This is a genomic window from Plantactinospora sp. CA-290183 (assembly GCF_050936375.1).
In the GTDB taxonomy this organism is placed as follows: Bacteria; Actinomycetota; Actinomycetes; order Mycobacteriales; family Micromonosporaceae; genus Plantactinospora.
The window spans coordinates 128,648-143,641 of record NZ_JBNJMX010000004.1; the positions used below are offsets into that span (position 1 = coordinate 128,648).

12 protein-coding genes are annotated in these 14,994 nt (G+C 70.9%); 5 read left to right on the forward strand and 7 right to left on the reverse strand.

Annotated features, from left to right (window positions below):
• Nucleotides 1-89 precede the first annotated feature (89 nt).
• The 3 genes from ACQEUR_RS11390 (at nucleotide 90) to ACQEUR_RS11400 (ending at nucleotide 3,718) form a co-directional block, all read left to right on the forward strand.
• The gene (locus tag ACQEUR_RS11390) at nucleotides 90-398 is read left to right on the forward strand and encodes a DivIVA domain-containing protein (RefSeq protein ID WP_433029235.1); all 309 of its coding nucleotides are present in this window, start codon (nucleotides 90-92) and stop codon (nucleotides 396-398) included.
• Nucleotides 350-2,584, forward strand: a complete 2,235-nt coding sequence (locus ACQEUR_RS11395; protein ID WP_433029237.1) for a hypothetical protein — start codon at nucleotides 350-352, stop codon at nucleotides 2,582-2,584. The genes ACQEUR_RS11390 and ACQEUR_RS11395 overlap by 49 nt, the downstream gene beginning before the upstream one ends.
• Nucleotides 2,585-2,761: 177 nt before the next feature.
• Nucleotides 2,762-3,718, forward strand: coding sequence for an SEC-C domain-containing protein (locus ACQEUR_RS11400; RefSeq protein WP_433029239.1), 957 nt, complete (start codon nucleotides 2,762-2,764; stop codon nucleotides 3,716-3,718).
• Nucleotides 3,719-4,010: 292 nt separating this feature from the next.
• On the opposite strand, the gene ACQEUR_RS11405 is transcribed toward ACQEUR_RS11400, so the two are convergent.
• The gene (locus ACQEUR_RS11405) at nucleotides 4,011-4,181 is read right to left on the reverse strand and encodes a hypothetical protein (protein WP_433029241.1); all 171 of its coding nucleotides are present in this window, start codon (nucleotides 4,179-4,181) and stop codon (nucleotides 4,011-4,013) included.
• 140 nt (nucleotides 4,182-4,321) lie between these two features.
• Here ACQEUR_RS11405 and ACQEUR_RS11410 point away from each other — a divergent pair, with 140 nt between their 5' ends.
• Nucleotides 4,322-4,639 (forward strand): hypothetical protein, encoded by a 318-nt coding sequence (locus ACQEUR_RS11410; RefSeq protein ID WP_433029243.1) that lies wholly within the window; start codon nucleotides 4,322-4,324, stop codon nucleotides 4,637-4,639.
• Between the two features lie 17 nt (nucleotides 4,640-4,656).
• Here the strand turns inward: ACQEUR_RS11410 and ACQEUR_RS11415 are convergent, their stop codons facing one another.
• From ACQEUR_RS11415 to ACQEUR_RS11440, 6 genes are all read right to left on the reverse strand, one after another.
• Nucleotides 4,657-5,889, reverse strand: coding sequence for an AAA family ATPase (locus ACQEUR_RS11415; protein ID WP_433029245.1), 1,233 nt, complete (start codon nucleotides 5,887-5,889; stop codon nucleotides 4,657-4,659).
• Nucleotides 5,890-6,412: 523 nt separating this feature from the next.
• Nucleotides 6,413-7,498, reverse strand: a complete 1,086-nt coding sequence (locus tag ACQEUR_RS11420; RefSeq protein WP_433029247.1) for a winged helix DNA-binding domain-containing protein — start codon at nucleotides 7,496-7,498, stop codon at nucleotides 6,413-6,415.
• Nucleotides 7,499-7,609: 111 nt separating this feature from the next.
• Nucleotides 7,610-10,066: a M14 family zinc carboxypeptidase gene (locus tag ACQEUR_RS11425; protein WP_433029249.1), complete on the reverse strand. Its 2,457-nt coding sequence runs from the start codon at nucleotides 10,064-10,066 to the stop codon at nucleotides 7,610-7,612.
• A gap of 231 nt (nucleotides 10,067-10,297) precedes the next feature.
• The gene (locus tag ACQEUR_RS11430) at nucleotides 10,298-10,696 is read right to left on the reverse strand and encodes a hypothetical protein (RefSeq protein ID WP_433029251.1); all 399 of its coding nucleotides are present in this window, start codon (nucleotides 10,694-10,696) and stop codon (nucleotides 10,298-10,300) included.
• A 33-nt stretch (nucleotides 10,697-10,729) separates the two neighbouring features.
• Entirely contained in the window at nucleotides 10,730-11,956 is a 1,227-nt protein-coding gene (locus ACQEUR_RS11435; protein ID WP_433029253.1) for an extracellular solute-binding protein, read from the reverse strand.
• A 210-nt stretch (nucleotides 11,957-12,166) separates the two neighbouring features.
• Entirely contained in the window at nucleotides 12,167-14,188 is a 2,022-nt protein-coding gene (locus ACQEUR_RS11440; protein WP_433029255.1) for a M14 family metallopeptidase, read from the reverse strand.
• Between the two features lie 174 nt (nucleotides 14,189-14,362).
• Between ACQEUR_RS11440 and ACQEUR_RS11445 the strand changes: the two genes are divergently transcribed.
• Nucleotides 14,363-14,986: a mycothiol-dependent nitroreductase Rv2466c family protein gene (locus tag ACQEUR_RS11445; RefSeq protein ID WP_433029257.1), complete on the forward strand. Its 624-nt coding sequence runs from the start codon at nucleotides 14,363-14,365 to the stop codon at nucleotides 14,984-14,986.
• Nucleotides 14,987-14,994 lie beyond the last annotated feature (8 nt).

Consider the following 14,994-nt stretch of genomic DNA (forward strand, 5'->3'; position numbering starts at 1 on the left):
CCGGTCCGGGGTGAGCGTGCCGGCGATTCGGCCCGGGGCCACCCATCCACGTCCTGTGATCGAGAGGCTGGTGAGAGGTTGTGCGTGCCTTGCTTCGGTGGTTGTTCGAGCGGGACGGGCGGCCGGTACGGCGGCTTGGGTCGGCGTACCGGTCGGCGGTGTACCGGCCGTTGTTGCCGTCGCAGGTGCGGCTGCGTCGGTTCACCCCGGTCGGCTTCGGTCGACGGGGGGTCGATCCGGACGAGGTGACCGAGTTCCTGGAGCAGGTCGCGGGTGACCTGGCCAGGGCGTACGCCGAATTGGCCGGTGTCCGGGAGCAGAACGCCCGGATCAAGACCGCGTTACGGCGGTGGCAGTCCCAGCAGGTGCCGACGGCGTACGAGTTGGCGCGGCGCTGATGGCCGGGCCGCCGGTGGTTCGGTGCCGGTCGTGTGACGGGCTCTCCTTCACCCTCGACCCGTGCCGCTGCACCTACGGCGGCAACCGGCTCCTGGTCAGCGCCGACGATGAGAGCCGGCAGGCCGGGGAGGCGTACCAGGACTGCCGGGAGTGTCAGGGGGTCGGCACGGTCGGCCAGCCCTGCCACGACTGCCGGCAGACCGGGCGGCGCCGCGCCCAACTCGTACTGACGATGGCGAACCTGGACACCGGGGCGGTGGCCTCGGCGAACGTCGTACCCGGGGTGGTAGAGCCCGCGCCGTGGCCGGACGACGGCGGTGCGAGTTGGTATCTGCCGCTCGCCCCGCTGCTCCGCGACCTGGCCGCCGCCGTCGGCGCCGGCTCGTGGACGGATGTTCGTCAGCCCGGTGAGCCGGACGGGCCGCTCCTCTTCCTGCCGCGCGCCTGGCGGCCGGAGCATCCCGCGTCGGCCCGGGAGGGGCTGGAAGCCGAGGCGATCGCGGGGGAGAGCAACGACGCGTGGCGGCTCTACCTCGGCCGGGCAGCGGTCGCGCCGCCCCGGGAGGCGGCGGCCGAGCTGGGCCGGCTCTGTCGGTTGGCGGATCTGCTCTGCCTCGACCTGGTGGTCGAGGCCCGCCGCCCGGTCGCCACGGCCCGGCTGACCTGGGCGATCCGGTTCGAGGTGCCGGGTGGGCCGGTGCCGGCCGAGGCCCGGGGCTACGCCGACGACCTGACCACCGCGATCACCACCACGACCGACCTCGACGCCTGCTACGGGCTGGAGGAACGCGGCCTGACCGCCCCCGCCCACCACCTGACCATCGGCCAGCCGCCGCCCGGCCCACCGCCGATCGACTTGGACCAGCTCGAACGGCGGATCCTCGCCGACTGTCTCGACCTCGCCACCGGCAGCCCGACCGCCGGGGCGCAGGCGATCTGGCGGGACGGCCACTGGTGGCACACCAGCCTGCGCGACGCCGGGACGACGGAAATCCTCACCGAGTGGTCGACCGGGCAGATCTACCGCCGGCCGACGACCATCCTGCGCCGAGGTTGGCAGCCGCCGGCACCGTCGTGGCAGGACACACCTGTCGCGTACGTCGACTGCCCCGACTGCGACCCGGACAGCCGCCTCCAACGTTGTGACTGCCAACTGGCCACCGGACGGGTCGACGTCGAGTGTCCGAGATGTGCCGGCTCCGGTCGTAGCCCGTCACTGCTGCGCTGTCACACCTGCCGGGGCACCCGCCGGGTCCACTCCGAGGCGGCCGTCTCGATCACCGATCTGGCCGGCCGGGTCGTGCACCTCAGTTGGCGTACCGACGCGTCCGGCTGGCGCACCGGCGAACACGCCTGGCAGGACGACCCCGCCGGCCGGCAGGCCGATCGTGTCGGCCAGGGCGACGGGCAGGCGGGTGAGGAGACCTGGCGGTCCGGCCACCGGGTGCCGGCACCGCACGTGGCAACCCACCCCGCCGGCAAACCCCTGCACCAGCTTCCCGAGCAGTTCCGGCTCGCCAGCTGGGCCGACCACTTCGGCGTACGCCCGGAGGACCTGGTCGAACTCGACGGCGGTGGCAGCCTCGACCACAACCTCCGGGACGGCACCGTCACCCTGCACCGGTCCGATGCCGACCCGCTGACCGAGTATCTGCGCTGGGCTGCCCGGGGCCGACCCGGCGGCCGGCTGTTCGTGCTGGCCCGCCGGCCCGACGCACCGCCCCTGGCCGAGCTGGTCCGGCTCGTCCTCGGGCTGCGCCTGACGGTCACGATCACCCTCACCGACCACCGCCACAATGCCGGCGACCTCCGGCTCGTTCAGGGCGAGGGCTGGGACGTCACCGTCAACCGCCCCGACCAACTGCCCGCCCCGGCCGAGCTGCCCAGCCGGTCCACCCCGGAAGCCGCGGTCGCATACTGCCTCGAATTCCTCGAACTCGCTGTCGCCGGCAACGTTCCCGCCGATCCGAGCGAGCCGATCCCGGTGCCGCAGACTCCGACCCCGATCGTGGTCGACGACCCCGTACCCCTGCTGCGCCGACTCGCCCGCCACCACCCCGGGCAGCCCGTCGCCGTCCACTACGACGGCGTCACCTGCCGGGTGTGGCTTCGCGAGCGCGGCGACGTACGCCAGCTCGCCACCGCACCCACCCTGCCCGCCGCCATCGGCGCCCTCGGCCTCTGACCGATCCTCCCCGCCCCGGGGCGCCGCCGCACGGTCGTCTCGCCTACGGGCAGGCTGGCGGTGTATGAGCTGCCACTATCCCGGCCTCAGCCGCGCGGGCGTTCATTCCCAGGTGATGTCCGGCTTCCCACCGTGGCGTGCGCTTGCTTGGCGGGCGACAGGGATAGGTTCGTCGGCGTGGCTCTGGGTGCGATGAACGAGGCCGAGGCGCTTGAGGCTGAGGTGGAGGAATATCCAGACGAGCGTGGCGAGATCCTGCTGGAGGCGGCCAAGGCGTGGCGTGAGGCGGGTCGGCCGGATCGGGCGGACGCCGCGCTGGGACGGCTGATCGTCGATGGCGGCGAGGACGGCTGCTACGCCCGGATGCAGCTCGCCGAGGACCGGTTCACCGAGGGTGCTGCCGCTGAGGCGTACGCCGAGCTGGACCGGCTGGCCCGCGACGCCGCTCTGCACGACGGACACTGCGGTCTGGTCGCCGAGTTGCTCGCCGAGCGTGAAGATCTCGAAGGAGCGCTGCGGTGGTACGACCGCGCGGTCGTCCGGCTGTCCGCCGATGAGCTGGAGGAGCTGGGGAGACCGGACGGCTGGCTGCGCGTGTCGCTGACCACGCTCCGCGGTCGTATGCACGTCCGGCAACAGCTGGGACTACCACCGGACGCGACGGACGAACTCGCCATCGGCGCCGACCGGCGAAGGCGCCGTGCTGTCGGCCTGCCCGACCCACGGGACAGCGTCGTCCACCTAGCCGAGCTGAGCGACGCCGTGGAGTCCGGGCGGGTGCCGCGCCAGGCCCGGATGCTGGTCTTCCAGCGCGCGGAGCGGGCCGAAGCATGCCGGCGGTGGCCGGACGCCTACGACGCAGCCGACGAGGAGTACTACGCGGCGGCCGAGCGCCGCTGGCGGGGGCTGGCCGCCCAGGGCGTGCCGTCGATCCGGGTGGTTCCCGCTACCGTGGCGGGGCTCTGTGAGTTCGCGGAGCGGATCGGAGAGTCGCCGCTCGACTCGGCGGTGAAGACCCGGTACAGCGAAACGGTCGCCGAGCAGGACGTGATCGCCTGGCCGCCGTCGCGCAACACCCCCTGCTGGTGCGGCTCAGGGACGAAGTACAAGAAGTGCTGCGGCCGGGCGTCCTGACGACCCAAGGAAGCTCGGTGTGGCGTAGCCACTACCCACGCATCGGTCCAGGTCGGAGAAGAACCCGGCCCCACAATGTGCGCCTGCGCGAGCGTCACCAGGAACTGCCCGGCGGACGGGCGCCGCGCCGACCGCCGCTCCGCCGCCGACCGACTCGGTTATGTTCTGCGGCGGCGTGCCGCGACCACCGTCACCACGAGCGTCACGGCAAGGGCGAGTCGTTCGCCGGATACCGCCCGCAAGAGACCATGCATCTGGTATGTCCACCTTCGCTGCCAGGACCGCTGATCCGTTATGCCCTCGCCACCTTCTCGATGAACGCCATCCAACTCGCGCTCTTGGCGAACCACGGCGGTGAGAGCAGCTTCATCGCCACGATCTGACGCGCGATGTCGATGCTGTCAGCCTCGCTGTACGGCTTGAAGGACGACGCTTTGGCCCCTGGCGGGCGCACCGCCCTCATCAGTGCTTCCTTGGCATTCCGGATCTTGCCGACGTCACGGCCGGCGTAGTGTCGGGTAGGCGCCAGGAAGGTCGTACCGCCCCTACCGCGTGGGGGAAGAGGAACCACCAGGTCTCGGTCTCCCAGGCTGGTACGACGGCGTGGACTGGCCACGGGAGCGAGGAGTAGCACTGCTCGATCTTCGTGATCAGATCCTCGTGTGCGGGCTCGACCGCATCGGCGTCCTCGTGCATGAAGACGCACCTGATCGGCTGCCGTACGTTGACGGCGCGGAGCAGCGCCATGTCACGGCCCACCTTGCTCGGCAACCGGTGGGGTGGAACGTGCTTGACCAGAGCCATCGGCTTACGCAGAGTCTGGGCGCCAGGGGCGATATCGGGGCGGAGCGCCCCGATCAGAATCTTGATTGTTTGTCGATCATTCTCGTCTTCGCCGAGGATCACCACTACCCGCTGTGATCCCCTGCGCTTGCCCGTCATTCAGGGCATCCTCCCAGCGCGCCAGTGAACCAGAGTTCGCCGAGCCCAATCTCTCCATGTAACTCCGCCTCCATCCGCCGGACGAGTTCGGGCTCGATGGCGGGAATGCGGGAGGCGGCGTCCTCACCGCGTTCACAGACGATCAGTTCAGCAGGTCTCAGTCGGTTGACCAGCGCGGGGGAGTGGGTGGCGATCAGGAACTGCGTACGCTCTGACGCTTCTCGCAGCAGTTCCACTAGTCGGTCGAGTACGTGCGGATGCAGCCCGTGGTCGATCTCTTCGATGCAGGTCAGGCGCGGCGGTGCGGGATCGTAGAGCAGGGCGAGGAGGGCAAGGGCCCGGATCGAGCCGTACGACGCCTCCTGCAGGGTTGTCGAGCCGGGCAGACCTCGTTCGATCAGGGTGAGCACGGTGCCTTCACCGGCTCCACCGATCGTCTCGAAGGCCAGCTTCTCCAGTCCAGGGATGAACTTCCGGGCATCCTCCACCAGGGCGTCGAACCTGTCGGGGTGAGCGTCCGCGATGTAGGCGAGGAAAGCCGCCAGGTTGGCGGCGTTGTTGTCGAACCGCCGGCTCAGCCGCTGTGCGGCCGGGCGTCGCGCGGCGGTGACGTCGACATCAAAAACTCGGAAGCTGGCGAACAGGTCCGCCAACGCCTCTACCTGCTCGCCACCCTCTTCGGGGCTCAACTTCGGCAGCGTGGAGAGCCCGAGTGAGCCCTCCCGCAGGCTCCCGCTGCTTTCCTCGCCGTCGACGTCGAAGATTATCTCGCTACCCATGATCTCGATCCGTCGTCCCGGACCGGCCACGCGTTTGAACATGAAGGATTCTGCGCGGGTGAGAATGACTTCCTTCAGGGTGCGAGGATTCCGGGGACGTGGCCCTCTCTGAAAGAGGGGTGCGAGTGAGATTTCCAACGAGTAGCTATCCGACGCCCGCGCGCTGTTGTGTTTCGTGACGGCGGCCTCGACTTCGATGTTGATGCTGCTGCTGTCGTCCTCTCCCCTGAACAAGACGCGGTCGAATCCGCCCCGGCGGTCGAGTGCCGGTCCGAGGTCTTCCCGGGTCGCGTCGCCCAGGAAGGCGATGACGTCGAGCAGGTTGGACTTGCCGGCGCCGTTGGGGCCGACCAGCACGTTTAGCGCACCCAGCCGTACCTCCACGTCGCGGAGGCTCCGGAAGTTGCTCACCTTGAGCCTGAGCAGGTACGGAGGACGCTTGACGGCCACGCTGGGAGCCTACTGGCTCCGGGCGCTCCTCGGGTGGCTAACCCTGCCCCCCAGGCCGGAGCCTCTTTCGCAACCGATGCGGTACCGATCTTGACTGGTCCGCACTCCGGTTAACGTGTCGCCGTTTGTCCGTCTACCGTAGACAGCATCAGGACAGATTGAATAGGGCTTAGTCGTGGCTGGAAGCCTTTCGCACCCAGCCGGAGCAGGGCATTTTCCGTGGGCCGTACCTGCGGATCCGGACCCCGTTCCGGTCCGCGCCCGCGACCTGGCGCTCTACTCTGGACTGGGCATCAACTGGCTTCCGTCCCTGGCTGCACCAGGCAAAGGCGTTCGCCCGACGGGCGCGGATCCCATCGAAGTTGTTAACCCGCCGGCTCTGGGGATAGCACTTCGGCTTGTCGGGATCCCACCGCGCCGCCCCGGCGGCGGTGGTCAACGAGGCCATGGTGACCCTGTTGTCGGGGGAGTCGATCACGTTCATCGTGCGCCGGACCGGGGCGGGCGACCGTACGACGACGCGTCAGATGACGCTCGTCTCCAGCCTCGCCTCGACCCCGAGGAATTCGCCCTGTCGCTGCGCGGCGGCCCGCAGCGCCGCCAGCCGCACATCGTCCGGCGGCTCGTAGAGGGCGACCTCGACCAGCACGGATCCGCGCCTGACGGTACGTCGCCAGTGACCGCAGACCTGGCTGTCGAACACGGCGACCCCATTGGGCAGCAGGGTGCCCGGCGGCAGCGATCGACGGCGTCCCGCCAGGTCGTTCACGTCGCGGCTGTCGCGGTAGCCCACGATGTACTCGTCGTAGGCCTGGAGCAGGTGGGCGCGCGGTTCGCCGGTCTCCGGTGCCGGCCCGGAGTCGGCGGACCAGTAGGTGACCCCGTCGACCACCTCACGGTCGAGTCTGTCGCCGGCCATCTCCAGACCCCGGTTGATCTCGCCGACCGGCAGGCTGGACCACCAGCGCAGGTCCTTGATGGTCGCCGGGCCGTGCCCGGTGAAGTAGCGCAGCACCAGCTCCGCCAGGGCCTCGTCGGCGCCGAGCCGGCGGGTGTCGGGTGCGCGCTCCGCCAGCAGCGCGTACGTGTGCTGGCGGCCCCTGAGCGGCCCGCTGCAGATCACGCCTTCCAGCTCGGCGTGCAGCATCAGGTGTCCCAGTCGGAAGTCCTCGGTGCGCAGTCCCTCCCGCTCCAGGGGCCCGGCCAGCTCCCGGCGGGTCAGGTGGTTGCCGCCCTGGAGGACGTCGGCGATCAGCCGCGTGGCCCGTTCCCGTACGTCAAGGTCGAGACCGAGCTGCCGGTACTGGTACGCGCACTGGGCCCGCACCCGGGGCGCGGTCAGGTCCAGCAGCCATCCGATGTCGGCGGGGAGCACGAAGTGCCAGGTCGGCCGGAGGAGATGGGTACGCAGCAGCACGCCGTCGTTGAACGCCCGGTCCAGGTCGGCGTCACCCACCCCGCTGGTGCGTTCTCCGACGGACCACTTCGCCGGCCCGTAGTCCTGCGACTGGACGGCGCCCAGCCGGTGCACCACGTCGGGGACGCCCGGTAGCGGCGCGCCGGTCAGGCGCAGGTTGCGCAGCCGCCGGCGGGCGATGTCTCTGCTCACGGACGGGATGTTAGGCGTGGGCACCGACAGGCGCCCGGACCGGCCGCAGCGACGGGACGGGCCCGGGAGCGTCACCCCCGGGCCCGTCACCAACCGCTCAACGTGGCGCGGTCAGCGCTGCGCCGCCCAGAGCACGGCCCGGCCGAGCTGCGGTTGCAGCCCCTTCGGATGCAGCCGGAACGCCGGGTCCGTACCGAAGAGGACCACGCCGTTGCCGGCAGCGCTCACCCCCCGGACGATGCTGGCCTGACCGGCCGCCGCCGCCTGGCCGTCGGTGCCGGCCTCGTTCGTCGCCCACCAGCCGGAGAGCAGCGGATCCGCGGCGTACGACTGCTCGACCGTGACGCCGGCGCCCAGGCCGGTGAACCAGACGGGCTGGTTGATGAAGGAGTGCGGGATGGCGCCGGCGGTGACCGGGCCGCCCCGGTTGACGATGTTGGCCACCCCGCTGGCCAGGCCGGGGCCGGCGGTGGCCGTGACGCTCAGCAGCGCGGCCGCGTTGCTGAAGCCGGCCCCGGCGGTGCCCAGCCCGACGACGCCGCCGTCGCGGGCCAGGAAGGCGTCCAGGGCGGCGCGGTTCTCGGCGGTCAGGCCCGCCAGGTCGAGGTTGGCGCCGACGAGCAGCACGTCCACGTCGTCGGTGAGCGTCGCCGCCAGCGTCTCGGCGGTGACGGCCCGGGCCTCGAAGCCGATCTCGCGCAGCGTGTCCCGCTCCTCGGCGGCGCCCAGGTAGCCGACCACGATCTCGTCGAGCGGCGTCCCCTGCCAGCGGGCCGGGGCGCGTTCGAAGGTGACGTCGTGCTCGCGCACCTCGGCGGCGGCGAGTCGCCGGTTGGTCGGCGAGTGCGGGACCACCACGGACCCGTCGGCGAGCCGGTGGACCCGGACGCCGTGGTCCAGCAGGGAGTTGACCGCGAGCAGGTCGGCGGCGTCCTGGAGGTCCAGGCGCAGGTCGGTGTCGCCGCCCGGCAGGTCGCCGTCGGCCGTACCGTCGTAGGTCCGCTCCAGGCGTACGTCGGGCAGGTCCCGCCAGAGCGGGTCGACGGTGGCGCCCCAGGTCAGCCCCTGACTCCAGGCCGCCGGGCCGGCGTAGAGGTCACCCACCCGCTCGGTGATGTCGATGCCCGGTTCGAGCAGCGAGTTGACCAGGCCGCGCTTGGGCTGGTGCATGTCGATCACGTACGAGCCGGCCCGGTAGTACCGTCCGCCGGCCCGGAAGTCCCGCTTGGCCCGCCACACCCGGCCGTCGCTGCCGACCAGCAGGTCCACCAGGCGGGCGGCGGCGGTCTCCGAGTGCTGCCCCGGACCGGTCGGGATGACGTACGCGCGCGGGAAGGTGGTGCGGTAGTCGTCCTCCGGGCCCCAACCCGGCACGTAGCCGTCCGGGATGTCGCGCAGCGGCTCGCCCGCCCAGCCCCGGCGGTAGACCTCGGCCTGGTCGTGCAGCACCTCGGCCCGGTGCTCCTGGATGTAGCGCAGCGAGGTCTTGATCGCCACCTCGTGCACGTCGGTGTTGATGCCGGAGCGGCGTACCTTCTCCGCCGGGGTGAGATCGCCGCGCGGGTTGAGCGGCGCCTCGATCGTGTACGGGATGCTGCTCTGCAACATCGCGAACGACGGTACGTAGATCGGCGGGAAGTCGTCCCAGACGCCCGGCTCGTCGTCCCGGAACGGGATCCGGGCCCGGGACGTCTCGGGGTGGCCCAGCCCGCGCAGGTCCTCCTCGATCGCCAGCGCGTTCGGCAGGCCGTGCTTGATGTAGAGGTCGTACTCGTTGTTGACGTTGTGCGGCGGGGTGCTCGGGTGCAGCAGGGTCGGGTTGACGTAGCCGTGCAGGTCGAGCGTGATGATCGGCTTGGTGTCGATGACCAGCTCACGGATCAGGTTCGTCTCCGGCTGGGAGACGATGGTCAGGTCCCGGTTGAGGTCGTAGCCGGCGGAGTTGGCCCGGGTACCGGCGACCCGGCCGTCCGGGTTCGAGGTGATGTTGAAGACCAGCCGGTTGCGCTCCAGCAGCGTCGCCACCCCGGGGTCGGTGCTGGTGGCGAACTCCTCGATGACCCGCAGCGCGGCGTCGGTGCCCTCCCACTCGTTGCCGTGGATGTTGGCGTTGACGAAGAGCGGGGTCTTGTAGCCGGCGAGCAGCCGCCGGTCGCGCTGCGCCTTCGCCGGCTCGTCCTCGATGAGCCGCTTCCACGCCTCCTGCTGCCGGGCCTGCGCCCGGGACTCCGGCGCGGTGAGCGTGACCGCGTAGAGGTCGTAGCCGCCGGCGGACTTCCCGGCGATCCGCGCCGAGACCCGGTCGCTCGCCTTCTGCAGCGCGTTCAGCTTCGGCGCGATGTCGTCGTACGCGATGACGCCGATCGCGATCGAGGCGTCGGCGGGGTTGTCCGGCCAGACCGGCAGGACGTTCTGCCGGGGGAAGCCGGTGATGTCGGCCTGACCGGTGTGCCGTGGCGGTACGGCCGGCAACGCGGATGCGTTCACCGGTCCGCTCCAGACCGCCGTTCCGAGCAGCGAGACGGTCACCGCGGCGGCGGCGAGTCTCGACTGGAGTGTCCTGGACATGAAGGAGTGGTCTCCTGTCAACGAGGGGGGTGCCCGCGGGCAGACGCCACCGCAGGGCCGCCAGACCTGCGGATCGGGAAGCGCCCTCACCGGGGCGGAAAGAAAGTGGAGCCCGGCGTCAGTCGGAGGGTCGACAGGCGGCGCTGGCGACGCGCAAAAGGTCGATGTGACCTCGCTTGGTCAGATAGGCGCTCCGCACAAAGTAGATCTTGGCCGAGCGTCGATGCGCTGTCAACCGATCGCGGACCGCGACCGTCGATCCCCGTCGTCCGCCTCGTCGGCGCCGGGCGGGTCCGCCACCTCGGCGGTCTCGCCGGCGGTCGCGGCATCGGTCGGCGGGGCGCCGCGCGGGGACGGCTCCGACATCCGGTACGACCGGTAGGTCAGCCAGAGCGCGGCGATCCCGGCCACCGATGCGGCCACACTGGCGAGCTGGTCGGCCAGGGACGGCCCGATCGCGGCCACCAGCACCATGAGGACGAGCACGGCCAGCAGCCCGAGCGCGACGGTACGGGCCCGGGTCTTGGCCGCGCTGTCCGGCCAGTTGCGCAGTGCGGCGCCGACCGCGAGCTCCACCAGGATGATCGCGGCCATCACCAGCACCGGCACCTGCCACGGCTCGATCCGCATGCCTGCTCCTTCCTCGGCCAGCCGGGGGACCGGCTAGGAGAGCGCCTGGGTCATCTCCACCACGAACTGCGCCGACAACCGCCGCTGCTCGTGCAGCAGCCCGCCCACGTGCGTCCGGACCACCTCGGCGAACCGGCGGTAGTTGACGTGGATCGGACGCAGGCGGGCCCGTTCGACCGCCTGCCGGACCTTGAGCAGGTGCGGGATCACCGCCTGGAGGTTGTCGTCGCCGTAGGCGCTGATCCGGGCCGGCGCCAGCCCGTGCGCGGCCAGGATCTTCTGCGCCGGCTCGTCGGTCATGAAGTCGATGAACTCCCGGACCCGCTCGGCGTGCGACGACCCCTTGACCAGGGCCAGGCTCTGGCCGCCGAGGATGCCGATCGGCAGCGGGTCCACCTCGATCCGCCCCATGCCGACGTCGAGGTCGCCGTCCTGCTGGAGCTCGCGGTACTCCACCGGCCAGTTCCGCATGTAGCGCCGCTTCTCCATGGTGAAGACCCGCCGGCTCTCGTTCTCGTCGCCGGTGAGCCGTATCCGCCGGTCGTCGATGGCCGCCTTCAGCGGCCCCAGCGCGGCCTGCCAGCGCTCCAGGTCCTCGGAGACGGTGCCGTCCTCGGCCAGGATCGTCTCGTCCCGGGACAGGGCGTGCTCCAGGACGTTGACCACGAACGCCTCGTCGTAGGTCGACGCGTTGGGCTGCAACTGGCCGACGAACTGCCCGGACTCCACCGGCACGTCGTTGTCGAGCACCTCCGCCAGGCCGCGGCGCCGGGTGGTGTCCCGCTCGTCGGCCCGGCGCCGGAACAGCATCCCGACGTCGGTGTTGAACGGCGCGGCCCAGTACAGGTCGGGCTCGTCGCGCAGCTGGCTGGTCCGCCGAGCCGGCTCGACGAACTCCAGCCTGCCCAGCAGCGGAATCGGCGTGATGAGGTCGTTGTCGGCGAACTCCGGGATGTCGATGATATCGAGGTTGAGGATGTCGGCGCCACCGTCCTCGACGTGGCTCAGCATGCTCGTCCGCTCGTCGCCGGAGCCGCTGGCGATCGGGTTGATCGCCCGTACGGTGGTCCGGGGGTTGGCCCGGTTCCACATGTTGATCAGCAGATCGCGGGCGCCGGTCGGGTCGACACCGGTGATCAGGCGAAGCTCGACCGAGGGAAGCGACCGGCCGCCCGGGAGCAGGTAGATGGCGCTGGCGGAGAGCGTCCCGCAGGCCAGCACGCCGCTCAGGAAGGATCGTCGAGAATAGTGATCCGCCATCTCAGCGCGATCTCCTTCGATCTCGTTCGACCGTGAAGGGGAGAGGAGCTACGCGCCTCAGGATACGGGGGGTAGTCAAGTAGTTGACACAGCGGTTAACTCTGCTGATCTTGGCGCCGCTGGGGCGTCGTCGTCGGCCGGACGTACGTGTCCCCGCCCCGGCAGGGTGCCCGGAGCGGGGACAGCGGGTCAGTGGGTCAGGTCAGTGGGTCAACGAAGGCGGACCGGGGCGGAGTCGAGTCCACCCCGCACGCTGACCGCCTCGACGGTCACCGTGCCGGCGTCCGCCCCGGTCACCCGGAGCGTCACCCGCTGCTTGTGGCCGGCGTCCAGGTAGAACTGCGGCGCGGCACCGACCACGTCCGCCCCCGTCACCCGTACGGTGTCCGGCGCGACGATCTTGACCTCCTTCGCCTGCTCCAGGGCGGTGGGGATCCGGCCGGTGTTCGTGACGGTGGCGGTGATCTCGTGCGTCGCGCCGTCGGCCTGCCCGCCGCCCAGCCTGCGGGCCTGCACCTGCGACAGCTCCACCTGGGGCAGCGAGCCGGTGAGGTAGATGTTGAACTTCGCCTGGTTGGCGGCCCACCGCCCGATCAGGTCCGGCGACGGGTTCTGTGCCCAGAACTTCGGGTTGATGCCGCCGACCTCGACCTCGCCCAGCGTCGGGTGCTGCGTCTTCGTCCAGGGCAGGAAGCAGTTGGTGCGACCGTTCTCGGCGCACCAGCGCGACCGCTCCCAGTCGGCGAACCGGTCGTCGCCGTCGTAGTCGACGAAGTCGCCGCCGTTCCAGATCTCGTCGCCGTACCAGATGGCGCCGTACTGGAAGTAACCGAAGTCGGGGCCGTGCCCGAACAGTGGCTCGGGCTCGCCGCCGTTGCGGGTGGCGTAGTCGATGTAGACGCTGCCCGCGTACCGGTAGCCGGTGAAGCCGACCCCGGCCCGGTCGAAGTGCTCGTACAGCTTGCGGTCGCTGGTGTACATGCACTCGACGGGGTCGCAGGTGGACGGTCCCCGCAGGTGCATCGGGACCCGGGTGTCCATGCTGTTCACCACGCCGATGTTGGTGTGCGACATCAGCCAGGTGTAGACGTGTTTGGTCTCCGGCTCCGACAGCGGGTACTCGCCGGCCCCGACCTGGGTCAGGTTCCGTCCGGTGGCGTCCGCCTCCGCCATCACGTGCCAGTTGTACGGGTAGTTGCGGTGCAGGTCGAGACCGCCGACACCGTCCTCGTTGTCCCGGCCGTCGCCGTCGTTGTCCACCCCCTCGGAGACGACCAGGTAGTCACCGTTGCCGGCACCGACGCTGCGCATGGCGTTGCCCGCCGGGTCCCGCTCGTCCACCACGTGGGTGCCCTTGCCGGCACCGACGTGCCGGCGGAACTGGCTCAGGTAGCCGTCGCCGTTCAGGTCCTCGCCCGGGTCCTCGTCGAGCTTCCCGTCGACGTCGTTGTCGTACGGCCGTACCGTCGAGCGGTTCGTCTGGGCGGTGTAGAGGTAGAGGTCGTGCCCGTCGGGGTTGTTGACCGGCCGGATGTAGACGGCCTTCTCGTCGAGCAGCTCGTCGACCTGCCGGTCCCGGCCCGACCTGCTGATGAGGTGGTGGGCCAGCCAGAGCGAGCTCTCGGCCGAGGAGACCTCGCCGGAGTGCCGGTTGCCCTCGAAGAAGGCGGCTGGCTTGGCGGTGTCCGCGCCGGTGGACTTGTCCGTGATGGTGAGCTGGTAGATCGGCTGGCCGCCGAAGCTCTCCCCGACGATGTAGAGGTCGACGATGTCGGGGTGCTCGTGCGCCCACTTCTTCAGCCACCACTGGATCTCGATGCCGGTGTGGAAGTGCGCGAAGTCCATCTGCCCGGGCTGCTTCGGCTGCACCTGGGGGTACCGGACGACGTCGAACTCGCTCTCCCCGTCCCGTTCCCCGGCGATGGTGATCGTCGGGGTCGTCGGGGTCACGCTGCCGGGGAAGGGTCCCGGGTCCTGCGCCGGTTGCCGGCCGATGGTGTACGTCCGGGCGGCGGAGAGTTCCGCGCCGTCGAGCGGGGCCGCGCCGCCCGACCAGAGCGGCGTGCCGGCGATGGCGAGGGCCGCGCCCGCGGTCAGGGTCAGCAGGGTCGAGGCGGGGCGCTTCGCGCGCCGCAGGAGTCGCCGGTACGTGCCGTGCGGGTGGGACGGCGGGGTGTCGGGCGCGCAGATCCCGGGTTGGCCGGTCGGGGGTTGGTTGGTCTCGGAGCCCACGGAAGATCTCCTGTCGTCACGTCGGTGACCGTCTCGCCGTACGGCCGGGACGGTCACGTCCTGTGTCGGGGGCGCCACCCAACGGTGCTCAGATGCTGATCATGCTAATCGAGGCGTGTGCAGGTGTAAATACGAGGCGAGCGGAGGTGGGTCGGGTCGGATAGCGTGCCGCCCATGGCCGGAGCGGATGAGGTTGGCGCGGTGGACTTCTGGTTCGACCCGAGCTGCCCGTACACCTGGATCACCGCGCGGTGGCTCCGGGAGGTCGAGCGGGTCCGGCCGGTCCGGGTCCGCTGGCACGTGATGAGCCTGTCGGTGCTCAACGAGGGGCGCGACGACGACCCGGAGGGTGATCCCGAGGGCTATCTCTGGGGCCCGGTGCGGCTCTTCGCCGTGGTGGCCCAGCGGTACGGGCAGGACGCGCTCGCCCGGCTCTACGCCACCTACGGCACGTCGGTGCACGGCACCGGCGGCGGCTGGCCGGACGTCGCCGCGATCCTGGTCGAGGCCGGCCTGCCCGGCCGGCTCGTCGAGGTGATGGAGTCGACCGGGTACGACGGCCTGGTGCGGGAGTCGCACGAGGCGGGGATCAGCCTGGTCGGCCCGCACGTCGGGACCCCGATCGTCGCCGCCGAGCTGCCCGGGGGGCGGCGGATCGCCTGCTTCGGACCGGTGATCTCCCGGGTGCCGCACGGCGAGGAGGCCGGCCGGCTCTGGGACGGCACGCTGCTGGTGGCCGGGGTGCCGGGCTTCCACGAACTCAAGGGCCGGCCGCACGAACCGCCGGTCCCGGGCTGACCCGGGCG

Bases quoted from the DNA above. Each gene is read 5' to 3' on its own strand.
- ACQEUR_RS11425 (WP_433029249.1), bottom strand. From the start codon at position 10,066: ATGTCCAGGACACTCCAGTCGAGACTCGCCGCCGCCGCGGTGACCGTC.
- ACQEUR_RS11405 (WP_433029241.1), bottom strand. From the start codon at position 4,181: ATGAGGGCGGTGCGCCCGCCAGGGGCCAAAGCGTCGTCCTTCAAGCCG.
- ACQEUR_RS11430 (WP_433029251.1), bottom strand. From the start codon at position 10,696: ATGCGGATCGAGCCGTGGCAGGTGCCGGTGCTGGTGATGGCCGCGATC.
- ACQEUR_RS11445 (WP_433029257.1), top strand. From the start codon at position 14,363: ATGGCCGGAGCGGATGAGGTTGGCGCGGTGGACTTCTGGTTCGACCCG.
- ACQEUR_RS11435 (WP_433029253.1), bottom strand. From the start codon at position 11,956: ATGGCGGATCACTATTCTCGACGATCCTTCCTGAGCGGCGTGCTGGCC.